The sequence below is a fragment of the Vibrio gallicus genome (assembly GCF_024346875.1).
Classification (GTDB): Bacteria; Pseudomonadota; Gammaproteobacteria; order Enterobacterales; family Vibrionaceae; genus Vibrio; species Vibrio gallicus.
Genome location: NZ_AP024871.1, coordinates 465789 through 489557 on the forward strand (window position 1 = coordinate 465789; position 23769 = coordinate 489557).

The window sequence follows — 23769 nt, forward strand, 5'->3', positions numbered from 1 at the left end:
AGAAATTATGAATCAGGAATTTATCACCTATCCGCACATTGATCCGGTTTTGCTAGAACTGGGCCCCATTTCTATTCGTTGGTATGGGTTGATGTATTTAGTCGGATTTGCGTTTGCTATGTGGCTTGCCAATCGTCGCGCCGATAAAAAGGGGAGTGGTTGGAATAGAGAGCAAGTTTCAGACTTACTCTTTTTGGGGTTTTTAGGTGTCGTGGTCGGTGGTCGAATTGGCTACGTTATCTTCTACCATTTTGACCTGTTTTTGGATAATCCACTGTATCTATTTAAGGTATGGACCGGAGGTATGTCATTCCACGGTGGCCTAATAGGCGTTATATCGGCTATGGCATATTACGCCTATAAGAATGGACGAACTTTTTTCAATGTTGCCGATTTTATCGCGCCCTTGATTCCGTTTGGATTGGGTATGGGACGAGTAGGCAACTTTATGAATGATGAGCTTTGGGGGCGTGTAACAGATGTCTCTTGGGCGGTGCTGTTCCCTAGTGGTGGCTACCTTCCTCGTCATCCCTCTCAGCTTTATGAAGCGTTTCTTGAAGGGATTGTTTTATTCTTAATCCTAAACCTGTTTATTAAGAAGCCAAGACCTGCGGGAGCGGTATCCGGACTTTTTCTTATTGGTTACGGAAGTTTCCGTTTTATCGTGGAATATTTCAGAGAACCTGATGCTCAGTTAGGTCTATTTGGTGATTGGATTTCAATGGGACAGATTTTATCTACTCCGATGATCTTTATTGGTGCCGTCATGCTGTGGTGGGCATATAAATACAATAAAAAGTCTCTGCAAACTCAAGCGCACGAGGAGAAATAAGTGAAGCAGTATCTAGACCTTTGCCATCGAATTGTTGAACAGGGACATTGGATTGAAAACGAAAGAACAGGAAAACGCTGTCTTACGGTTATCAATGCGGATCTTAGCTATGATGTAGCAAATAATGCCTTCCCTTTGGTAACAACACGTAAAAGCTTTTGGAAGGCTGCTGTTGCAGAGCTTCTCGGTTATATCCGTGGCTATGACAATGCAGCTCAGTTTCGTGAGCTTGGCACAAAAACCTGGGATGCCAATTCAAACCTGAACCAAGCTTGGCTTGAAAATAGCTTCCGTAAAGGCACGGATGATATGGGGCGAGTATACGGAGTTCAGGGGCGGCAGTGGGCAAAGCCAGATGGTGGTCATATCGACCAGCTGAAAAAGATTGTTGATGATCTCACTCGCGGTGTAGATGACCGAGGTGAGATCCTTAATTTTTATAACCCAGGTGAGTTTCACATGGGGTGCCTACGGCCTTGCATGTACAGCCATCACTTTTCACTGCTAGGTGATACCTTGTACCTCAATAGCACTCAGCGTTCATGTGATGTACCTTTGGGCCTTAACTTCAACATGGTTCAAGTCTATGTTTTTCTAGCTATTATGGCGCAAATTACGGGTAAGAAACCGGGGCAGGCATACCATAAAATAGTCAATGCTCATATTTATGAAGACCAACTTGAATTGATGAGAGACGTGCAATTGACGCGAGAACCGCTCTTGGCACCTCAGTTTATTATCAATCCGAAGATTAAATCGTTACAAGACCTAGAAACCTGGGTGACTTTAGATGATTTTTCGGTCGAGGGGTATGAGTCTCACCCTGCAATTAAGTATCCTTTCTCAGTTTAACTCACTGATAATTGGCACATTTGCGATTAAAGGCTGATAATTAATTATTATCAGCCTTTCTTTTTATTTGAGCTTTATAGAATGAAACAAGGACGTTGTTCATTATTTTTAGCCGCAAGTGTGTTGCCGCTATCTGCCACTAGCGCCCCATTACTAGATACTGACAAGTATCTAGAAGGGGTGTTTGCAACAGCGCTAGTACTGACCGATAGCGAGATGATTTCATTTGGCTTTGCCAGTTTTGATCCCAATAAGATATTCGGTATCGATAATCCCAGTCTTGGAGGGCAAGAGTCCCTAGATACACGTAAAAGAATTACCGGTACTTCTCTTCCTATTTCATTCCACTTTGAAAGTGACCACAGTAAATGGCTGCATAGATTAAAGCTAAGGGCTGCTTTTATGGAGCTCAATCGAGATATTGATTACCAAGCTATAAATGAACTCGATTTAGATTGGCCAGCAGATGAAACCCGCGATCAAATCTTAGCGGGCTATGCTGAATACTCGTTAGGTTACCAGCTCTCTGAAGGCTGGCAGTTGTTTGGTGGAACTGGTTTGCACCTAATGTACTATCGGAATGAATTTACCGCTAATAGCCCTCTGAAGGAGCTTATTGATAGAGAGAATATTGACTCAGTTATTAATGGTTCTTCCAATGTATGGATAGTTGAGCCGCAACTGGATCTTATTTACACCAAAGATGTAGGGGCTGGAGAGATTCAGTTTAATACGGAGTATCACTATTTTTGGGGGCGCAGCTATGGTGGCTCTATTGGAACTGCAAATGCAACGCCTGAAGGATGGCGAGTTATGAATAGCTTGCAGTATAAGTACCATCTAGATGCGTGGGGGGATAGAAAGCAAGACTTGCTGGTGCGATTTAGACGCATAGATGTAGGGGGGGACTTGCGAGACCCGATAGGTGCGACCCATTACAATGAATATGCGTTTGGCTGGGTGATAGATACCAGTGATTACTCGTCGCTGGTCTATAACGTTGGGGTCGGTATTAATATTAACTATGGAAGCACTCTTAAAGGCGGCTCTTTAGTGCTGTTTTATAATGAATAATAAAAAAGCCCAGCTAGCTGGGCTTTTTATATGCGTAGCAGGAAGTAATTAGCTAGTCATAGCGATAACCAGACCTGGCATAAAGATAAACACTGCAACTAGATAGCCGGCAACTACACCTTTGTTCTTCAGTGCCATAGTTGAAATCCAATCAGCTCCTTTTAGTGGCAGTTCGCGCAGTAGCGGGATACCAAAAATAAACAGCGTGGCAGAGACGTTAAATATCAGGTGAACCAGTGCAATCTGCAATGCATAAGCTGCAAACTCACCAGTGACAGCAGTTGCTGCGAGTAGCGCAGTAATACAGGTGCCGATGTTTGCTCCAAGGGTAAATGGATAAACATCACGTACCTTAAGCACACCAGAGCCTACAAGCGGAACCATTAAGCTGGTTGTAGTAGAAGATGATTGAACTAATATGGTGACAATTGAACCCGAGAAAATACCGTGCAATGGGCCACGACCGATGGCATTTTTTAGGATTTCTCGTGCACGGCCTACCATCAAGCTTTTCATTAGCTTACCCATAATAGTGATAGAGATTATGATGGTTGCGATACCTATAATAATCATGCTAACACCGGCTACGATTGGACCAAGTGCGGTTAGAGGGTCTTGTACAACACTGATTAATGGCTTAGTCAAAGGCTTAATAAAGTTAAAGCCGCCCATGTTAAGGTCACCAGTTGTCATTAACGGTGCAACCAACCATGCTGACATCTTGGCAAAGATACCAAACATCATCTCTAAAGGTAGGAAGATAAGAACAGCTAACAGGTTGAAGAAGTCATGAACCGTTGCACTTGCAAAAGCACGTTTAAACTCTATTTTGCAGCGCAGGTGCCCCAAGCTGACTAAGGTATTGGTTACCGTTGTACCAATGTTGGCACCCATAACCATAGGGATTGCAATCCCTACAGGAAGACCACCGGCAACTAAGCCAACGATAATTGAAGTTACAGTACTTGATGATTGAATCAAGGCCGTTGCAACTAGACCTATCATTAAGCCAGCAACTGGATGAGAGGCGAACTCAAATAATGTCTTTGCATGCTCGCCAGAAGCAAGCTTAAAACCACTTCCTACCAGAGATACAGAAACAAGCAAAAGATATAACATGAAAGCTAAGTTAGCCCAGCGCAGCCAAGTAGCTTTAGCTACCCCTGTGGTTGTCACTGAAGATGCTTGGTTATTCATGGATTTTCTCCGACCTTTAATTAGGCGATTAATTAACTGTTGGCGAGTTTAGATAACTTATATTTCATTTATATTACACTCGCCAAAAACTGTGCATTTCATTGCCTTTAGGATAGTAAAGTATTTACCAGTTACAATTCCCACTTAAGGTGTTGTTTGGTAAGGGTTTTTGGTGGTTTTGCTTTGGTTTTATGTTGTTTGTAACTGTGGTTTTTATCCAAAAAAGTGATCTCGGAATAAATTATTTATTGCAAATGTGTCATCTTACTGCAAAATTAATTCGGTATTTTCGAAGTAAATAAGCATATACATTGAAATTTGCACTCTAAGGATCATGTGAATGTCACACCTAAACTATAACCATCTTTATTATTTTTGGATGGTGTGTAAACAAGGCTCATTAACTAAGGCAGCAGATGCTCTATTTTTGACACCACAAACAGTAACCGGACAAATCAAAGCGTTGGAACAGCGGTTAAATGGTAAGTTGACCAAGCGAAATGGCCGCACCATTGAACCAACTGAACTTGGGCAGTTAGTATTTAAATATGCTGATCGCATGTTTGATCTTAGCTATGAAATGATGGATATCGTTAATTACAGTCAAAGAGCAAACCTGTTGTTTGAAGTGGGAGTTGCGGATGCGCTATCTAAGCGCTTAGTAAGTCAGATCCTGTCTACAACTATTCCTATGGATGGCAATATCCACCTGCGTTGCTTTGAAGCAACCCACGAACTGTTATTAGAAAGGCTTGCACAGCATAAACTCGATATGATTTTGTCTGATTGTGCGATTGATTCTTCACAAAATGCGGGTCTATATAGTAAGAAGCTGGGTGATTGTAGTATGAGCTTTTATTCTGCAACACCTGTCGAAGAAAAAGAGTTCTTAAATAATATTGCTCAATATAAGCTTTTGATACCTGGCTCTAGAACCTCTATGGGAAGAAAAATTCTTGAGTGGTGTGATAGACAAGGTTATCAGCCAAATATTCTGGGTGAGTTTGATGACGTTGCCTTAATGAAGGCTTTTGCTGATGCTCATCCTGAAACAGTATTTATTGCCCCTACCAGTTATCCTGCGCACCATAATGTATTGGCTGAATTTTCACATATAGCGAATATAAAGGACTTAAAGGAAGAGTTTTTTGTGATTTTTGCTGAACGTATGATTCAACACCCAGCGGTTAAGAGTGTTTGTGATGCGGACTTTTCTAGGCTATTCAAATAATTTAGACACAAAAAAACCGGCATAAGCCGGTTTTTAAAAACAATCACAAGACTATTAAAGTGCTTTGATTGCAGCGTTGAAGCGTGCTTTATGGCGAGCAGCTTTATTCTTATGAATAAGGCCTTTAGTTGCCATGCGATCTAGGATCGGAGTAACTGCAACGAATGCAGTTGTAGCAGCTTCTTTGTCGCCAGCTTCAATAGCTGCAACAGTTTTTTTCATGTAAGTGCGCATCATAGAACGACGGCTAGCGTTATGCTGGCGACGTTTCTCAGCTTGGATAGCGCGTTTCTTAGCAGATTTGCTGTTTGCCAAGGGTCTAACTCCCAAAACTTATTCGGTAACAATATTAAGGTCGTGGAGAATGCCTCTTTGTTATCCGAAAGTCAATTAAATTGTGTGAAAACCCGTCATAAACAAACAAATTTTGTTTAGAAAGGAGAACACGGTTAAGATGGCGTGGATTCTAACAGCATTTTAAAGGTAATGCTATATCCAAGTGCATTGAAGATGCAGTTCATTTATTGGTCGCTCTTGTTCAGAGACTAAACTAATTTAATGTACACCTAATGATATCAAATAATCAGGCTTGCATGGTAGGCATGATTTATTCTCTGTTCGTCGAGTGATTGAATTAGGTGAAGGCACTTTAAACATCATTGTATAGACAAAGAAAAGTAAGGAATATTGTGTGAGTAAAGGCTTACTTAAGTCGGGTGCTATTGTTAGCGCTATGACTCTCGTTTCTAGAGTGTTAGGGCTAGTACGTGATGTGGTTGTGGCAAATCTAATGGGAGCGGGGGCAAGCGCCGATGTGTTTTTCTTTGCAAATAAGATACCTAATTTCTTGCGTAGGTTATTTGCCGAAGGTGCCTTTTCTCAGGCATTTGTCCCAGTATTAACTGAGTACCAACAAAAAGAGGACATGACAGAAACGCGCCAGCTGATTGCCAAGGTGTCCGGAACGTTAGGCGTCATAGTCACAGTGGTTACCCTATTTGGCGTATTGGGTTCAGGAGTCGTAACCGCAATCTTTGGTACGGGGTGGTTTATTGATTGGCTTAAGGGTGGGCCATCGGCTGAAAAATTTGAAATGGCAAGCTTGATGTTAAAGATCACCTTCCCATACTTATGGTTTATCACCTTTGTGGCATTATCTGGCTCGGTATTAAATACCTTAGGTAAATTTGCCGTATCTTCATTTACCCCTGTCTTTCTAAATGTGATGCTGATTCTGATGGCGGTGACTGTTGCGCCGCGTTTAGATAACCCTGAAATTGGTTTGGCGATCGGCGTATTCCTAGGCGGCTTAGTTCAGTTCTTGTTTCAAATTCCTTTCTTAGCGAGAGAGGGAGTGCTAGTGCGCCCACAATGGGGGTGGAATGATCCGGGGGTGGTGCGGATCCGTACCCTTATGATCCCTGCGTTATTTGGTGTGTCTGTTAGCCAAATTAACCTGCTTCTAGATACCTTTATTGCCAGCTTTTTGCAAACAGGATCAATTAGTTGGCTCTATTACTCTGACCGTTTACTTGAGTTTCCATTGGGGTTGTTTGGGATTGCGATTGCAACAGTAATATTACCTGCTCTTTCCAAAAAACATGTTAATGCCCATAGCCAAGGGTTTTCTAATACCATGGATTGGGGAATCCGTATGGTGTTCTTACTTGGGCTTCCTGCAATGTTGGGGCTGATTGTGTTGGCCAAGCCGCTGCTTATGGTTTTATTTATGCGCGGTGAGTTTGGAACCTATGAGGTTCATCAATCTTCAATGTCTTTAATCGCGTACGCTTCAGGTCTGCTCAACTTTATGTTAATTAAGGTTCTTGCCCCTGGGTACTATTCGCGTCAAGACACCAAAACCCCAGTGCGCTATGGCATTATCGCAATGACCACTAACATGGTATTTAATATTATATTCGCATGGCATTACGGCTATGTAGGCTTGGCGATGGCAACCGCATTATCTGCATTTGTAAATATGGCATTGCTGTATCGAGGTTTACACACAGCCAAGGTGTATAAGTTAAGTAAGCAAACTATCGGGTACTTGTTACGATTGCTGGTGGCAGGGGCATTTATGGTGGCAGTAATTGTATACATCTTGCCACCGATGTCAGCATGGCTGCAGATGAGCTTGATGGGGCGTGTATTGCAGTTGAGCGGTTTGATTGCAGCTGGTGGTGTGACTTATTTGATTAGTGCATTATTACTCGGGATTCGTCTACGTCATCTAAAAGTAGAAGGCTAGGGGCTTATACTGGCATATTGTCGCCATTTAGGTATATAATTCGCCAGTTTAGCAAACAAGACTAATTAGATTAGGTTTAAGCGAGTTTCATGCAATTAATCCGAGGCAGTCATAACCTTCGCCCTAGCCATAGGGGATGCGTATTGACCATAGGTAATTTTGATGGTGTACATTTAGGCCATCAAGCCGTATTGAAGCAAGTTAACCTAAAAGCTAACCAGCTTGGTCTTGCTGCGGTTGTAATGACATTTGAGCCTCAACCGCTCGAGCTATTTATGCAGCAAAAGGCGCCGGCAAGGCTTACACGACTACGAGATAAGTTTGTGCAATTGAGCAAACTCGATCTAGACAGTTTGTTGTGCCTTAACTTCAATAAAGTATTTGCCAATTTACCAGCAGAGCGCTTTATTCAGCAATTGCTTGTTGAGCAGTTAGGGGTTCGGTACCTTGTTGTTGGTGATGATTTTCGTTTTGGTAAACAACGCCAAGGTGATTTTGCTTTGCTACAACAAGCTGGTAAGGAATTTGGGTTTGAGGTTGTGAGTACCAGCAGTTTCTGTTTAGAACAGCAACGTGTAAGTAGCACTGCTATTCGAAAAGCATTAGCAGAAGATGATTTAGTGGCTGCGAAGACTATGCTAGGAAGAGACTATAGCATTAGTGGTCGCGTCTCTCACGGCAGGAAACTGGGCCGAACAATCGGTTTTCCAACCGCAAACCTACCGTTAAAACGATGTGTTTCTCCAGTGTCTGGGGTTTACGTCGTAGAAGCGAAATATAAAGGGCAGACCCTAGGTGGGGTCGCCAATGTAGGGCAAAGACCTACGGTTGACGGAGTCCGTCAGCAACTCGAAGTTCATTTTTTTGACTTCTCTACAAATTTGTATGGTGAGCAACTTGAAGTGTGCTTGCTACATAAACTGCGCAACGAGGTGAAGTTTCCGTCATTCGACGCGCTAAAAACTCAAATTGAATTAGATGCTGAAGCAGCTAGGGTGTGGTTGCTTCGGACAAAGCGTTGATGTTTATATCAACCTTAATATCTAAACATCGCCCAATATTACGGAATTAAGAATCGATGACTGATTATAAAGATACCCTGAACCTTCCTGAAACAGGGTTTCCTATGCGTGGTAATCTGGCGAACCGTGAACCAGAGATGCTAAAGCGTTGGTATAAGGAAGATCTTTACGGTGCGATCCGTGAAGCTAAAAAAGGCAATAAGCCTTTTGTTCTACATGATGGTCCTCCATACGCAAATGGTGATATTCATATCGGCCATGCACTAAACAAGATTCTTAAAGACATTATTATCAAATCTAAGACGTTGTCTGGGTTTGATGCACCTTATATTCCTGGCTGGGATTGTCATGGTCTTCCAATTGAGCTTATGGTTGAGAAGAAAAAAGGCAAGCCAGGTCAGAAGATTTCTGCAGCTGAGTTTCGTGAAGAGTGTCGTAAGTATGCAGCAGGCCAGGTAGAAGGCCAGAAAGAAAGCTTTAAGCGTCTAGGTATTATGGGTGAGTGGGATAAACCATATCGCACAATGGACTTTGGAACTGAAGCAAATATTATTCGTGCATTAGGCCAAATAGCTGACAAAGGTCACCTATTAAAAGGCTTTAAACCTGTGCATTGGTGTACCGATTGTGGCTCTGCACTTGCGGAAGCTGAGGTTGAGTATAAAGACAAGGTTTCACCGTCTATTGATGTTCGCTTTAAAGCGAAAGATGAAGCGGCTGTACTTGCTAAGTTTGCATTGGCTGATGGCGTTGAAGGTCAAGGTCAAATCTCAACAGTTATCTGGACTACTACTCCTTGGACACTACCTGCAAACCGTGCGGTATGTTTACGTGATGACCTTGAGTATGTGCTTGTTCAAGTTGAAGGTACTGATGAGCGTCAACCTGAGCGTCTAATCGTTTCGTCTGAATTAGTGACTCAACTTATGGATCGCGCAGGTATCGAGCACTACCATAATCTTGGTTTTGCTACAGGTGCAGACCTAGAGCTAAGCGAGTTTAACCACCCATTTTATGATTTCAGTGTACCAGCCATTTTAGGTGACCATGTTACTACTGAATCGGGTACTGGTGTTGTGCATACCGCTCCGGGTCATGGCCAAGAAGACTTCGTGGTCGGTCAAAAATATGGCCTAGAAATAGCAAATCCTGTTGGCTCAAATGGTGTTTACCTGCCAGACACAGAGCTTTTTGCCGGTCAGCATGTATTTAAAGCTAATGCATCGGTTCTTGATGTACTAAAAGAAAAAGGTGCTCTTTTACATCATCATGCTTATGAACATAGTTACCCGCACTGCTGGCGTCACAAGACACCTATTATTTTCCGTGCGACACCACAATGGTTTATTTCTATGGACCAAGCGGGTCTACGTGAAAAAGCATTAGGTGCTATCAAAGATGTTGAATGGATGCCTGAATGGGGTCAAAGCCGTATCGAAGGTATGGTTGAAGGACGCCCTGAGTGGTGTATTTCTCGTCAGCGTACTTGGGGTGTGCCAATTACCCTATTTGTACATAAAGAGACATCGGAGCTTCACCCTAATACCCAAGAGTTAATTGAAAAAGTTGCTCAACTAGTTGAGCAAAAAGGTATTCAAGCTTGGTGGGATGTGGATGTGGCTGAACTGCTTGGTGAAGCAGACGCTGAGAACTATGAAAAAACCCTTGATACATTAGATGTATGGTTTGATTCTGGTGTTACTCACTACTCGGTCGTTGATGCTCGTGAGGAGTATAACGGTGCTAGCGCAGATCTTTACCTAGAGGGTTCGGACCAACACCGTGGCTGGTTCCAATCATCACTTATTTCATCGATTGCGATGAAAGATGAAGCACCATACAAGCAAGTGTTAACTCACGGTTTTGTGGTGGATGGTGACGGACGTAAGATGTCTAAGTCTATCGGTAACGTTGTTGCACCTAAAGACGTAACTAACCGCCTTGGCGCAGATATTCTACGCCTATGGGTTTCTTCTACCGATTACACAGGTGAAGTTGCGGTTTCAGATGAGATCCTAAAGCGTAGCGCTGATGCGTATCGCCGTATTCGTAATACTGCGCGTTTCTTCTTAGCTAACCTAAATGGATTCAATCCAGAAACAGATCTTGTCCCAGCAGAAGAAATGGTTGCTTTAGACCGCTGGGCTGTAGGGCGTGCTCTAGAAGCTCAAACAGAGATTGTTAGCTGTTTTGAGGCATACAACACTCATGGTGTAACGCAGCGTTTAATGCAGTTCTGTTCTATTGAAATGGGCTCTTTCTATCTAGACGTGATTAAAGACCGTCAGTACACAGCGAAGGCGGGCAGTCATGCTCAGCGTAGCTGCCAAACTGCGTTGTACTATATCGTAGAAGCACTGGTACGCTGGATGGCTCCTATCATGTCATTTACTGCTGATGAAATCTGGAATGAAATGCCGGGCTCTAGAGATAAGTTTGTCTTTACTGGCGAGTGGTATACCGGCCTATTCGGATTAGATGAAAACGAAGAGCTAAGCTACGAGTTCTGGGAAGAGATTCAACAGGTTCGTACTGCGGTAAATAAACTGCTTGAAAATGCACGTAAAGAAAAAATCATCGGTGGGGCACTACAAGCAGAGGTAACTCTATTTGCCAGTGACGAGATTGCAGCTAAATTAAGCAAGCTATCTGATGAGCTTCGTTTTGTGTTATTGACTTCTCAAGCTGAAGTGCGTCCTTTATCTGAGAAGAGTGAAGCGGCATCTGAAACAGAAGTTGAAGGTCTCGCTGTAGAGGTTAAAGCAACGGAGCAACAGAAGTGTGAGCGCTGCTGGCACCATACGTCAGATGTAGGCACTATTGAAGGTCATGAAACCATCTGTGGCCGCTGCGTATCTAACGTAGAAGGCGACGGCGAAACTCGTAAGTTTGTTTAATATGAGTGCATTTAAAACTACAGGGCTACGCTGGTTATGGCTAGCGGCTCTGATTTTTGTCGCAGATATCGGCATTAAGCTAGTGGTTATGGATAATATGGGTTATGGATGGGCAAACCGTATTGAGGTGTTGCCTTTCTTTAATCTGTTATATGTTCATAACTATGGCGCAGCTTTTAGTTTCTTGGGCGACCAAGATGGCTGGCAACGCTGGTTGTTTACTGGGATTGCTTTTGTTGTCTGTGCAATGCTGATGCTATGGATGAAGCGCTTGCCGAGTAGCGATAAATGGAACAATATTTCTTATGCTCTGATCATCGGTGGAGCGATAGGCAATGTGTTCGATCGAATCGTACATGGTTTTGTTGTCGACTATCTAGACTTCTTTGTTGGAAACTACCATTGGCCAGCATTTAACCTTGCTGATAGTGCCATCGTTATTGGCGCAGCTATGGTTATCCTCGATGGATTTTTAAATAAAAAAGCAGATGCCACTACCTAGGGTGCTCAAATGCTGAGCAATTGATAGGTAAGGTGTTTTTTTTCCTTGTAACAGCGGGCTGCTTTCGATAGTATTGCGTCCGCCCTAATAAGGGACGCTAGCTTTGTTGTGGTTTTTTATCATGATGGCGCTGGCTCAACAATTTGGAACATAGGTGGAAAGATGTTTGAAACTCTACTTGTGATTTACCTGTTGGCTGCGCTTGGTGTGATTGGCCTAGTTCTGATTCAACAAGGTAAAGGCGCAGATATGGGAGCCTCTTTCGGTGCAGGCGCATCAAACACAGTGTTTGGCGCTGGCGGCTCAGGAAATTTCCTAACCCGAATGACTGCAGTTTTTGCAGCAGTATTTATCGTTGTTTGTTTGGTTCTTGGTAATATGTCTACGCATAAGACCGAGTCTCAATGGGTTGATCCTACTGCGGGTCAAACTATTCAAAAAACAGATAACCCAGCGAGTGAAGTTCCAGCCGAAACCGGCGAAGAGATTCCTCAATAAGCTGAAATGATTCTTGCCGAGATGGTGAAATTGGTAGACACGCCAGCATGAGGTGCTGGTGCCTTTGGTGTGAGGGTTCGAGTCCCTCTCTCGGCACCATTAATTGTTTGAAAAACAATCTGTTGAACGTATATCGTTCACAGTCGGACGCGGGGTGGAGCAGTTTGGTAGCTCGTCGGGCTCATAACCCGAAGGTCGTCGGTTCAAATCCGGCCCCCGCAACCATTTCTTGATAAGCTTTATGAATAGCCAATACAGAGTATTGATTGTTCATAAGACACAGTGAATCTCGCTAGTATCTAGCAGGTCTCGCGATCAGAATTCGTTTTTCTAACATCATAACTGACATTTGTCTGTTATGAGCTAAGCTTCTTTTAGCTTAGTGATATCAGGGTCCAGCATCATAAAACCCCGACTATCGGGGTTTTTTGTTATCTGCAGTTTCTCACTGTGGGGTGCTTGGTATTTGAATTGGGCTTTATGCCCTTTTTTTGTTTCTGGAGTGGTTGAACAATGACTGGTTTAGAAAGACAACTAACTGAAATGCTTGAAGCGCCAGTAGCGGCGTCAGGCTATGAATTAGTTGGACTTGAATTTATTCGTGCTGGTGAGTACTCGACACTGCGCATCTTTATTGATAGCGAGAATGGCATCAATGTCGATGATTGTGCAGAAGTAAGCCATCAAGTTAGTGCGGTACTTGATGTAGAAGACCCTATTTCGGTTGCGTATAGCCTAGAAGTTTCTTCACCAGGCCTTGAACGCCCTCTGTTTAAACCAGCACACTATGAGCAGTTTCTGGAGCATGATGTCAATATCGTCTTGAAGATGGGTGTGGGTAACCGCCGTAAATGGAAAGGTACTATCCGCAAGGTCGATGGCGAAACGATTACAATCGAAGCTGACAAAGAAGAGCATGAGTTCGTATTGAGCAACATCTCTAAAGCCAATCTGATCCCTAAATTTTAAGTCTGTTTGAAGAGGCTAGAAGAATGAACAAAGAAATTTTAGCTGTAGTTGAAGCCGTATCGAACGAAAAAGCGGTACCGCGTGAGCGTATTTTTGAAGCTCTAGAAATTGCACTATCAACTGCAACCAAAAAGAAATATGAAATTGAAATCGAAGTACGTGTTGCTATCGATCGAAAAAGCGGTGAGTTTGATACTTTCCGTCGTTGGGAAGCTGTTGCAGAAGTAGAAAGCCCAACTAAAGAAATCTCTATTGAAGCGGCTCAATATGAAGATGAAACGATTCAGATTGGTGATTTCATTGAAGATGATATCGAATCAGTTAAGTTTGACCGTATTACGACTCAAACTGCTAAGCAAGTAATCGTACAGAAAGTACGTGAAGCTGAGCGTGAGCAAATCGTTGAAAAGTTCATTGATAACGAAGGTGAGTTAATCACTGGCGTTGTTAAGAAAGTGAACCGTGAAACAGTTATTCTAGACCTTGGTGAAAACGCAGAAGCGGTAATCCTACGTGATGACCAACTTCCTCGTGAAAACTTCCGTCCAGGTGACCGTGTTCGTGGTCTACTTTACTCAGTACGTCCTGAAGCACGTGGTTTCCAGCTATTTATCACTCGCTCTAAGCCTGAGATGCTAACTGAACTATTCCGTATCGAAGTGCCTGAAATTGCAGAAGAGATCATCGAGCTTAAAGCAGCAGCTCGTGATCCAGGTTCTCGTGCCAAGATCGCAGTTAAAACTAACGATCGCCGTATCGACCCAGTAGGTGCATGTGTAGGTATGCGTGGAGCACGCGTACAGGCAGTATCTGGTGAGTTAGGCAATGAGCGTATCGATATCATCCTTTGGGATGACAACCCAGCGCAGTTCGTTATCAATGCAATGGCTCCTGCTGATGTAGCGTCAATCATCGTAGATGAAGACACGCACTCAATGGATATCGCTGTTGAAGCTGATAACCTAGCGCAAGCAATTGGCCGTAGTGGTCAAAACGTACGTTTGGCATCGCAACTTACTGGTTGGGAACTGAACGTAATGACTGTAGAAGACTTACAGAAGAAACACGAAGCAGAATCAACTGAAGCTATTGAAAGCTTCATTAAGCACCTAGATATCGAGCAAGATTTCGCTGAACTTCTTGTAGAAGAAGGCTTCTCTACCTTAGAGGAAGTAGCTTACGTTCCTATGAACGAGCTACTAGAAATCAATGGCCTAGATGAGGATCTTGTTGAAGAGCTACGTACTAGAGCGAAAAACGCTCTTACAACATTAGCACTTGCAAAAGAAGAAACCTTCGAGGGACTTCACCCAGCAGATGACTTACTAGCTCTAGAAGGGCTAGAGCGCGAAATGGCGTTTAAGTTAGCGGCGAAAGGTGTGAAAACTCTAGAAGATCTTGCAGACCAAGGTATTGATGATCTAGAAGGTATCGAAGAACTAACAGAAGAACGCGCAGGTGAGCTAATCATGGCTGCACGTAATATTTGTTGGTTTGGCGACGAAGAATAATCGGCACGGAGGTAGTTGAATGACACAACTAACAGTTAAAGCACTGAGTGAAGAAATTGGTACGCCGGTTGATCGTCTCGTTGAACAACTTGCTGACGCAGGTATGAAAAAAACAGCGGCAGACAACGTAAGCGATGATGAAAAACAGACACTCCTAACACACCTTAAGCGTGAGCATGGCGACGCAGCTGGAGAGGTTGAACCAACGCGTTTGACTCTACAGCGTAAAAAACGCAGCACTTTAAGCGTTTCTGCTGGCGGCGGTAAGAGCAAAGATGTTACTGTAGAAGTGCGCAAAAAACGTACATACGTTAAGCGTACTACTGTAGATGATGAAGCTCGCTTAGAAGCAGAAGAGCAAGCACGTCTAGAAGCAGAAGCAGTAGCTAACCGTGAAGCTGAAGATAAAGCGGCGCGTGAAGCTGAAGATAAAGCTAACCGTGAAGCTGAAGCAGCCAAGCGCGAAGCAGAGGCTGCGGCCAAACGAGAAGCTGAAGAAAAAGCAACGCGTGAAGCAGCAGAAAAAGCTCAACCTAAGAATGTTAAGGCTGAGCAAAAAGAGACAGAAGAGCGTAAAGTGAAGAACGACATGGCAGCTAAAGAAGCGGCTGAACTACAGCGTCGCCAAGAAGAAGAAGCAAAACGTAAAGTAGAACAAGAAGCTGAGAAGCTTCTTGAAGATGCTCGTAAATTGGCTGAAGAGAATGCTGAGCGTTGGGCTAAAGAAGAACAAAGTAAAAAAACTGAGACCGGTGACTATCACGTAACGACCTCTACCTATGCTCGTGAAGCAGAGGATGAAGCAGATCGTCGTGCAGATACCAGTGGTGCTCGTAAGAAGAAAAAGAAAAAAGCGAGCGATAATAAAGCTCAAGCTAACACTCGCGGTGGTCGTAACCAACGCGGTCGCGGTCGTGGCAAACTCGCTAAACCGTCTTCTATGCAGCATGGCTTCGATAAAACAGCCGCTGTAGCAAAAGCAGATGTAGTTATCGGTGAAACTATCGTAATTGCTGAGCTAGCTAACAAGATGTCTGTAAAAGCGACTGAAGTTATCAAAGTAATGATGAAGATGGGTGCTATGGCAACCATTAACCAAGTGATTGACCAAGAAACTGCAGCTCTAGTTGCAGAAGAAATGGGACACAAGGTTGTTCTTCGTAAAGAGAATGAGCTAGAAGAAGCAGTACTGTCAGATCGTGACAACGCTTTTGACGCTGTATCTCGTGCTCCAGTTGTTACTATCATGGGTCACGTTGACCATGGTAAAACGTCAACACTTGATTACATTCGTAAAGCACATGTTGCTTCAGGTGAAGCGGGCGGTATTACCCAGCATATCGGTGCATACCACGTAGAAACTGACAACGGCATGATTACGTTCTTGGATACTCCTGGACACGCCGCGTTTACCGCAATGCGTGCTCGTGGTGCTCAAGCTACGGATATCGTTGTTCTAGTTGTAGCAGCAGATGATGGTGTAATGCCACAAACAATCGAAGCAATCCAGCACGCGCAAGCGGCGGGTGTACCTCTGATTGTTGCTGTGAACAAGATCGATAAAGAGGGTGCAAACCCAGACAACGTTAAGAACGAACTAGCTCAATACGATGTTATCCCTGAAGAGTGGGGCGGTGAGAACATGTTTGTTCACATCTCTGCAAAACAAGGTACTAACATTGAGAGCCTGCTAGAAACTATCCTTCTACAATCAGAGATTCTAGAGCTTACAGCTGTAGCTGAAGGTATGGCATCTGGTGTTGTTGTTGAATCCCGCCTTGATAAAGGTCGTGGTCCAGTTGCAACGGTTCTTGTTCAGTCTGGTACGCTTAACAAGGGCGATATCCTACTTTGTGGTCAAGAATACGGCCGTGTTCGTGCAATGCGCGATGAGAACGGTGCTGAAATCACACAAGCAGGTCCTTCGATCCCTGTAGAAATCATCGGTCTATCTGGTGTTCCTGCGTCAGGTGACGAAGCAACTGTAGTTCGTGATGAGCGTAAAGCTCGTGAAGTAGCCAACTACCGCCAAGGTAAATTCCGTGATGTGAAACTAGCACGTCAACAGAAAGCGAAACTAGAGAACATGTTCTCTAACATGACTGCTGGTGAAGTTGCTGAGCTTAACGTTGTACTTAAAGCGGACGTTCAGGGTTCTGTGGAAGCTATCGCTGATTCTCTACGTAAACTTTCTACTGAAGAAGTGAAGGTGAATATCGTAGGTTCTGGTGTCGGTGGTATCACTGAGACTGACGCAGTACTTGCAGCAGCGTCTAACGCTATCCTACTTGGTTTCAACGTTCGTGCTGATGCATCTGCTCGCCGCGCTGTTGAAAACGAGAACCTAGACCTTCGTTACTACTCAATCATTTACCAATTGATTGACGAAGTTAAACAAGCGATGGGCGGTATGCTTGCTCCAGAATTCAGACAAGAAATCATTGGTCTTGCTGAAGTACGTGACGTATTTAAGTCACCTAAACTGGGCGCAATCGCTGGTTGTATGGTTACTGAAGGCGTGATTAAGCGTAACAACCCAATCCGTGTACTTCGTGATAACGTTGTAATCTACGAAGGTGAGCTAGAATCTCTACGCCGCTTCAAAGATGACGTACAAGAAGTTAAGAATGGCTACGAGTGTGGTATCGGCGTTAAGAACTATAATGATGTTCGCGTTGGTGACCAAATCGAAGTATTCGAAATCGTTGAAGTTAAGCGTACTCTTGACTAATCAACACATTGACAAAAATTGTCTGACCCCTAAGGTTTGATAATTGGTTGTTGAATACACCATGGGGGGCTTATGCCCCTCATTATTTTTTCTAAAGTGAGAAAAGAAATGTCAAAAGAATTTAGCCGCACACAGCGTGTGTCGCAACAACTGCAAAAAGAACTGGCTGTATTATTACAGCGTGAAGTTCGTGACTCTCGTATTGGAATGGTTACCATTTCCGACGTTGAGGTATCACGCGATTTAGCCGTAGCTAAGGTATTTGTTACCTTCCTATGCATTGGCGATCAAACTCCAGAAACTAGCCTTGAAGCGCTAAAAGAGCATGAAGTACAGATCCGTATGATGCTTGGTAAGCGTATTCGTCTACGCTTGACTCCTGAAGTGCGCTTTGTTTATGACAGCACTCTGGTTGAAGGTATACGTATGTCTAGCCTTGTGAGTGAAGTCGTATCTAAAGATAAGAAACGTCGCGAGGATTCGGGTCGCGAGGATGAAGAGTAATGGCAAGACGACGTAAGGGCCGCCCGGTCAATGGCGTAGTTTTGTTAGATAAACCCACTGGAATTTCATCTAACGATGCTCTGCAAAAAGTAAAGCGTATCTTCTTTGCTCAGAAAGCAGGACATACGGGAGCGCTTGACCCATTGGCAACTGGAATGCTACCTATTTGCTTAGGTGAAGCAACCAAGTTTTCACAGTATCTCCTTGATTCAGATAAGCGTTATCGCACTATAGCTAAACTTGGTGAGCGTACTAACACCTCGGATTCAGATGGAGAGGTTGTTGAAACTCGCCTAGTAGATGTGAGTGAGGAAAAACTTCAGCAGTGTATCGAGAAGTTTCGAGGCACGACAGATCAAGTACCATCTATGTTCTCAGCGCTGAAATATCAGGGTAAACCGCTTTACGAATATGCGCGTGAAGGTATCGAAGTACCTCGTGAATCTCGAAAGATAACGGTATATGAGATTAACCTGATTCGTTTTGAAGGCGATGAGGTTGAGCTCGAAGTGCATTGCTCTAAGGGAACCTATATTCGTACGATTGTGGACGACTTAGGGGAAATGCTCGGCTGTGGCGCTCATGTTACTTATCTTCGTCGTTCTGGTGTTGCAAAATACCCTTACGAAAAAATGGTAACACTGGAACAATTGCAGGAGCTGCTCGATAAAGCGAATGCCGAAGAGATTGCGCCAAAAGAGTTACTCGATCCACTGTTGCTACCAATGGATACCGCAGTAGAAGACCTTCCTGAAGTAAACCTTATCCCAGAACTTGTGGATATGGTTCAGCACGGACAACCTGTACAGGTGTTTGGTGCTCCAGTTGAAGGCCCTGTGCGAATGACCGCAGGTGAAGAGAAGCTCTTCATCGGCGTTGCTGATATTGACGATGACGGCCGTGTTGCCCCAAAACGTTTAGTTGTATTTAGCGAAGAGCAGGGTTAAAGCCTAGCACCTAGGTTCTAGAATCTAGGTCAGATCTTCCCCTTGCTTTACCTAAATCTTATCCGTATAATTCGCGCTTCGCGTAGCGGCTGAATCAGAGATTGGCGCTACAACTTTTAAACCTACTCTTATCAGGAGAGAATTATGTCTCTGAATGCAGAAACTAAAGCAGCAATCGTTGCAGAATACGCACAAGGCGAAGGCGATACTGGTTCACCAGAAGTTCAAGTAGCACTACTTACAGCTTCTATTAACCACCTACAAGGTCACTTTGCTGACCACAAACAAGACCACCACAGCCGTCGCGGTCTTCTACGTATGGTTTCTCGTCGTCGTAAACTTCTAGATTACCTTAAAGGTAAAAACCTAGATCGTTACCACGCACTAATCAAACGTCTAGGCCTACGTCGCTAATAAGTGACTGCATAGAACAGTTTGTACAAAAAGGGGCTTTTAGCCCCTTTTTTGCTGTCTAAATTTAGCCAAATCTAGATTAAGCCGTTATAATACACCACGAATTTTTGCGTGAAATTCGTAACGATTTGAATAGAAATTGAAGCATTACAGTCACACTCGTCGACCAAAAGGTCGCGACTATTAAAAACAGAGTTAATCCGCTTTGCTGTTGGACTCTTTTTTTACTAGTCGCGATTTGTAATGCCTTGAATGAACCACTCATCTAAGCTCAAGCTTAGAACAAGGAATTAGAATGTTCGAAAAACCAGTTATTAAGACTTTCCAATATGGAAATCACACAGTAACGCTAGAAACTGGCGTTATGGCTCGTCAAGCAACTGCTGCCGTTATGGTAAACATGGACGACACAGCTGTATTTGTATCAGTTGTAGGTAAAAAAGAAGCGGTTTCAGGCCAAGACTTCTTCCCGCTAACTGTTAACTATCAAGAGCGTACTTACGCTGCTGGTAAAATCCCAGGTGGTTTCTTCAAGCGTGAAGGCCGTCCTTCTGAAGGCGAAACTCTAACGGCTCGCCTTATCGACCGCCCAATTCGCCCACTTTTCCCAGACGCGTTTAAAAACGAAGTTCAAGTAATTGCGACTGTTGTTTCTGTGAACCCTGATGTTCAGCCTGATATCCCAACCATGATCGCGACTTCTGCCGCTCTTGCTATTTCAGGTATGCCATTTAATGGTCCTATCGGTGCTGCTCGTGTTGGTCATGTTGATGGTCAACTTGTACTTAACCCAAGCATTACTGAGCTCGCTACATCTAAGCTAGACCTTGTGGTTTCTGGTACTGATAACGCAGTATTAATGGTTGAGTCTCAAGCAGACAACCTGACAGAAGAAGAGATGCTAGCTGCTGTTGTTTATGGTCACGACCAACAACAAACTGTTATCTCTGCAATCAATGAGTTTGCTGCTGAAGTAGCAACTCCTGCATGGGATTGGGTTGCTCCTGCTGAAAACACTGAGCTAAACAACAAGATTGCTGAGCTTGCAGAAGCACAACTAGTTGAAGCGTACCAAATCACTGAGAAAATGGCGCGTTATGACCGTATCCATCAGATCAGCGATGAAGTAAAAGAGAAACTATTGGCTGAAGATGCAGATCTTAATCCAAAAGAAATTCACACCATCTTCCATGACTTGGAAAAAACAGTAGTACGTAGCGGTATCATTGCTGGTAACCCACGTATCGATGGCCGTGAAAAAGACATGGTTCGTGCGCTAGACGTTCGTACTGGTGTACTTCCACGCACTCACGGTTCTGCTCTATTTACTCGTGGTGAGACTCAGGCTCTAGTTACAGCAACACTTGGTACTCAACGCGATGCTCAAATCATCGATGAGTTAACTGGTGAGCGTAAAGATAACTTCTTACTACACTACAACTTCCCTCCATACTGTGTTGGCGAAACAGGTTTTGTTGGTTCTCCTAAGCGTCGTGAAATCGGCCACGGTAAACTAGCTAAGCGCGGTATTGCTGCAGTTATGCCTTCTGTTGAAGATTTCCCATACACAGTTCGTGTTGTATCTGAAATCACTGAATCTAACGGTTCTTCTTCAATGGCTTCTGTATGTGGTACTTCTCTTGCTCTTATGGATGCTGGTGTACCAATTAAAGCTTCTGTAGCAGGTATTGCTATGGGCTTGGTTAAAGAAGGCGATGACTTTGTTGTTCTTTCTGACATCTTGGGTGACGAAGACCACCTTGGCGACATGGACTTTAAAGTAGCAGGTACTCACGATGGTATCACTGCTCTTCAAATGGACATTAAGATCGAAGGCATCACTAAAGAGATCATGCAGATCGCTCTTAACCAAGCACAAGGTGCGCGTAAGCACATCCTTTCTGTAATGGATGAAGCTATCTCTGGTGCTCGTGAAGACATCTCTGAATTTGCTCCACGTATCCACCAAATGAAGATTAACCCTGAGAAAATCCGTGATGTTATCGGTAAAGGTGGCGCAGTTATCCGTTCTCTATGTGAAGAGACTGGAACGACTATCGAAATCGAAGACGACGGTACAGTTAAGATTGCTGCAACTTCTGGTGAACAAGCTCAAGATGCTATCGATCGCATCAAGGCTATCACTGCTGAAGTAGAAGTGGGTACTATCTACCTAGGTAAAGTTGCACGTCTAGCTGACTTTGGTGCATTCGTTACTATCCTTCCTGGTAAAGATGGTCTAGTACACATCTCTCAAATTGCTGAGAAGCGTGTAGAGAAAGTATCTGATTACCTAACTGAAGGCCAAGAAGTTAAAGTTAAGGTTCTTGAAATCGACCGCCAAGGCCGTGTTCGTTTGAGCATGAAAGAAGCGGTAGAAAAACCAGCAGAAGAGTCTAACGACGCACCTGCTGCGGAATAATATTGATTTTTAAGTAAAAAAATCGATATCAGGACTAAAAAGAGGAGCATTTATGCTCCTCTTTTTCTATTCTAAAGGAACTAAGTTGATATTCCTCACATGGAGGTAGTTGTTTGTGAAATGGATTAGTCTGTTTGTGGCTAGCGTAGCTTTGATTATAAGCGGGTGTTCTAGTCGAGGAAGTCAGCAATGGGCACCACCATTGGCGGTACCTCTTCAACCTACGATTCAGCAAGAGGTGCAGATAGCTCGCTCTACACAGTTATTGTTGCAAGATGATTTGACCCCGCAACAAAGGTCTCAGTTGCACTTTGAGCGCGGCGTTTACTACGATAGCCTTGGGTTGAGAGAGTTGGCTCGTTATGATTTTAATCAAAGCCTATCCATAAACCCTGCTCAGCCAGATATATTTAATTTGTTAGGGGTCTATTTTACACAAATTGGCCAATTTGACGCAGCTTATGAAGCGTTTGATTCAACCCTTGAGTTAGACCCTGAAAATAAATATGCTGAGCGAAATCAAGCCATTGCACTGTATTATGGAGGTCGAGAGGATCTCGCTCTTGATGCAATGACCCAGCATTATCAAGACGATCCGAGCGATCCTTTCCGAGCTCTTTGGCTATATATCATAGAGATGAAAACGGATAAGAGTGCCGCGACTAAAAAATTACAGCAACGTTATCAAGATAAGAACGACTTATGGGGTTGGGATTTAGTTGGCTTGATGCTAGATAAAGAGTCTGAGCAACAGGTATTTCAAAATTTACCCAATGGAATTTCAGGCAACACAGCCCTTGCGCAGCGCTTAACTGAGGCGTACTTCTATCTAGCTAAGAAACATCAACTTGCGGGTGAGTACTCGGAAGCGATTGGCCTATACAAGCTGGCATTGAGTTTTAATGTTTATGATTATGTAGAACACAGATATGCCTTACTTGAGTTGGGCAATATCTTCAAGGATCTGCGACAGCAGAGCCAAAATCAGTAATAGTGTAAGGCGTCCATTGGACGCCTTACTTTTTTGGACTATTTAACTTCTAGGCCAGCGACTTGATGCCAATAGCCATTACATTGTCGGTCCTGTAATAGACATGGATTTGAACCATCTTGGTTGGACTTAAACTGTTCAAGGTGGCTAAAGGTTTCTACACCTAGGGGGCTAAGGCGCACCACATCAACGATCCCTTCCATCGAGGCTTGGTCATTGATTAGGTTATAGCAGTAACCTGATTGAGTCTGGATACCATTTAGATTGAAAACAGACTGTCCTTCTTGGCTATTCACCTGCAGGCCAGTTGGGTATTTAATACAGCAGGTTTCGCATTCATCTTTGGCTTTGTTTTCAGCGCGTGCAGTGAAGCAGCGTGCAGAGTAGGCTAAAGGAAGATATCCGTGGCTAAATACTTCAACTTCAAATTTATCGCGAATACCAAGCTCATCACATTGCTGCAGGGTATTTACCAACCAATCACGCGATAACTCTACCGGCATGCACCAGCGAATCATGCCCTGTTTTAAAAATAGGTTTAGTGTATGTGCGTTATAGGTATTGATGGCGGCACCTACCACAAAAGGTACGCGCTTTTCATAGGCTAACTGAACAGCAGATACATCATTTGCCTCAATTACAAAGTCACCATTGTCGATATACTTCTTCATTATATTGACTTCACTTGGTGCTTCTAACAGCGCCATTGTCGATACAACGACCTGTTTTCCTGAGCTAGATAATGCTTTTCCTAATTCGAGCCAATGGGCTGGTTTCATCTCACGGCGCTTTGAACAAACCGATTCACCAAGATAGATGATATCCGCATCTGAGTTCATTGCTTGATGATAAAATTGTTCAATGTCTTGCTTTGGCCAAAAGTAGAGAAGTGGCCCTAGTGAGTATTTCATGATTCGATTTTCC

The 23769-nt window shown here is 43.7% G+C and carries 20 protein-coding genes and 2 tRNA genes; 19 read left to right on the top strand and 3 right to left on the bottom strand.

Annotated elements, in window-relative coordinates; genetic code table 11:
* Nucleotides 1-7: 7 nt before the first annotated feature.
* The 3 genes from lgt to OCU28_RS02230 all read left to right on the top strand — a co-directional run bounded on the left by lgt (nucleotide 8) and on the right by OCU28_RS02230 (nucleotide 2758).
* Entirely contained in the window at nucleotides 8-832 is an 825-nt protein-coding gene (gene lgt / locus OCU28_RS02220; protein WP_261816736.1) for a prolipoprotein diacylglyceryl transferase, read from the top strand.
* A complete protein-coding gene (locus tag OCU28_RS02225) occupies nucleotides 833-1684 on the top strand; it encodes a thymidylate synthase (RefSeq protein ID WP_261816737.1) in 852 nt (283 codons plus the stop codon).
* A gap of 81 nt (nucleotides 1685-1765) precedes the next feature.
* Entirely contained in the window at nucleotides 1766-2758 is a 993-nt protein-coding gene (locus OCU28_RS02230; protein WP_261816738.1) for a Solitary outer membrane autotransporter beta-barrel domain, read from the top strand.
* 48 nt (nucleotides 2759-2806) lie between these two features.
* Here OCU28_RS02230 and OCU28_RS02235 read toward each other — a convergent pair whose 3' ends face one another.
* Nucleotides 2807-3955, bottom strand: coding sequence for a Na/Pi symporter (locus tag OCU28_RS02235; protein WP_261816739.1), 1149 nt, complete (start codon nucleotides 3953-3955; stop codon nucleotides 2807-2809).
* A 340-nt stretch (nucleotides 3956-4295) separates the two neighbouring features.
* Here OCU28_RS02235 and nhaR point away from each other — a divergent pair, with 340 nt between their 5' ends.
* On the top strand, nucleotides 4296-5186 hold the full coding sequence (gene nhaR, locus OCU28_RS02240) for a transcriptional activator NhaR (protein ID WP_261816740.1): 891 nt from the start codon (nucleotides 4296-4298) through the stop codon (nucleotides 5184-5186).
* Nucleotides 5187-5240: 54 nt separating this feature from the next.
* Here nhaR and rpsT read toward each other — a convergent pair whose 3' ends face one another.
* Nucleotides 5241-5501, bottom strand: coding sequence for a 30S ribosomal protein S20 (gene rpsT / locus OCU28_RS02245; protein WP_261816741.1), 261 nt, complete (start codon nucleotides 5499-5501; stop codon nucleotides 5241-5243).
* 376 nt (nucleotides 5502-5877) lie between these two features.
* Between rpsT and murJ the strand changes: the two genes are divergently transcribed.
* The 15 genes from murJ to nlpI all read left to right on the top strand — a co-directional run bounded on the left by murJ (nucleotide 5878) and on the right by nlpI (nucleotide 22845).
* Nucleotides 5878-7437, top strand: coding sequence for a murein biosynthesis integral membrane protein MurJ (gene murJ, locus OCU28_RS02250; RefSeq protein WP_261816742.1), 1560 nt, complete (start codon nucleotides 5878-5880; stop codon nucleotides 7435-7437).
* A gap of 89 nt (nucleotides 7438-7526) precedes the next feature.
* Nucleotides 7527-8459, top strand: coding sequence for a bifunctional riboflavin kinase/FAD synthetase (gene ribF, locus OCU28_RS02255; RefSeq protein WP_261816743.1), 933 nt, complete (start codon nucleotides 7527-7529; stop codon nucleotides 8457-8459).
* A gap of 56 nt (nucleotides 8460-8515) precedes the next feature.
* The gene (ileS, locus tag OCU28_RS02260) at nucleotides 8516-11356 is read left to right on the top strand and encodes an isoleucine--tRNA ligase (RefSeq protein ID WP_261816744.1); all 2841 of its coding nucleotides are present in this window, start codon (nucleotides 8516-8518) and stop codon (nucleotides 11354-11356) included.
* A gap of 1 nt (nucleotide 11357) precedes the next feature.
* Nucleotides 11358-11858, top strand: a complete 501-nt coding sequence (gene lspA, locus OCU28_RS02265; protein ID WP_261816745.1) for a signal peptidase II — start codon at nucleotides 11358-11360, stop codon at nucleotides 11856-11858.
* 162 nt (nucleotides 11859-12020) lie between these two features.
* Nucleotides 12021-12356, top strand: a complete 336-nt coding sequence (gene secG / locus OCU28_RS02270; protein WP_261816746.1) for a preprotein translocase subunit SecG — start codon at nucleotides 12021-12023, stop codon at nucleotides 12354-12356.
* Between the two features lie 15 nt (nucleotides 12357-12371).
* Nucleotides 12372-12455 (top strand) — tRNA-Leu (locus OCU28_RS02275).
* A 49-nt stretch (nucleotides 12456-12504) separates the two neighbouring features.
* Nucleotides 12505-12581 (top strand) — tRNA-Met (locus OCU28_RS02280).
* Between the two features lie 288 nt (nucleotides 12582-12869).
* Nucleotides 12870-13325 carry a ribosome maturation factor RimP gene (gene rimP, locus OCU28_RS02285; protein ID WP_261816747.1) on the top strand — a complete coding sequence of 152 codons (456 nt, stop codon included), beginning with the start codon at nucleotides 12870-12872 and terminating at the stop codon, nucleotides 13323-13325.
* Between the two features lie 23 nt (nucleotides 13326-13348).
* A complete protein-coding gene (nusA, locus tag OCU28_RS02290) occupies nucleotides 13349-14836 on the top strand; it encodes a transcription termination factor NusA (RefSeq protein WP_261816748.1) in 1488 nt (495 codons plus the stop codon).
* 19 nt (nucleotides 14837-14855) lie between these two features.
* Nucleotides 14856-17567: a translation initiation factor IF-2 gene (infB, locus tag OCU28_RS02295; RefSeq protein WP_261816749.1), complete on the top strand. Its 2712-nt coding sequence runs from the start codon at nucleotides 14856-14858 to the stop codon at nucleotides 17565-17567.
* A gap of 108 nt (nucleotides 17568-17675) precedes the next feature.
* Nucleotides 17676-18071: a 30S ribosome-binding factor RbfA gene (gene rbfA, locus OCU28_RS02300; RefSeq protein WP_261816750.1), complete on the top strand. Its 396-nt coding sequence runs from the start codon at nucleotides 17676-17678 to the stop codon at nucleotides 18069-18071.
* Nucleotides 18071-19018: a tRNA pseudouridine(55) synthase TruB gene (gene truB / locus OCU28_RS02305; protein ID WP_261816751.1), complete on the top strand. Its 948-nt coding sequence runs from the start codon at nucleotides 18071-18073 to the stop codon at nucleotides 19016-19018. Before rbfA ends, truB begins: the two co-directional genes overlap by 1 nt.
* A gap of 144 nt (nucleotides 19019-19162) precedes the next feature.
* Nucleotides 19163-19432, top strand: coding sequence for a 30S ribosomal protein S15 (rpsO, locus tag OCU28_RS02310; RefSeq protein WP_261816752.1), 270 nt, complete (start codon nucleotides 19163-19165; stop codon nucleotides 19430-19432).
* 295 nt (nucleotides 19433-19727) lie between these two features.
* The gene (gene pnp, locus OCU28_RS02315; protein ID WP_261816753.1) at nucleotides 19728-21854 is read left to right on the top strand and encodes a polyribonucleotide nucleotidyltransferase; all 2127 of its coding nucleotides are present in this window, start codon (nucleotides 19728-19730) and stop codon (nucleotides 21852-21854) included.
* Nucleotides 21855-21969: 115 nt separating this feature from the next.
* Nucleotides 21970-22845 carry a lipoprotein NlpI gene (nlpI, locus tag OCU28_RS02320; RefSeq protein ID WP_261816754.1) on the top strand — a complete coding sequence of 292 codons (876 nt, stop codon included), beginning with the start codon at nucleotides 21970-21972 and terminating at the stop codon, nucleotides 22843-22845.
* A gap of 38 nt (nucleotides 22846-22883) precedes the next feature.
* Here nlpI and OCU28_RS02325 read toward each other — a convergent pair whose 3' ends face one another.
* Nucleotides 22884-23756, bottom strand: a complete 873-nt coding sequence (locus OCU28_RS02325; RefSeq protein WP_261816755.1) for a U32 family peptidase — start codon at nucleotides 23754-23756, stop codon at nucleotides 22884-22886.
* Nucleotides 23757-23769: the final 13 nt, after the last annotated feature.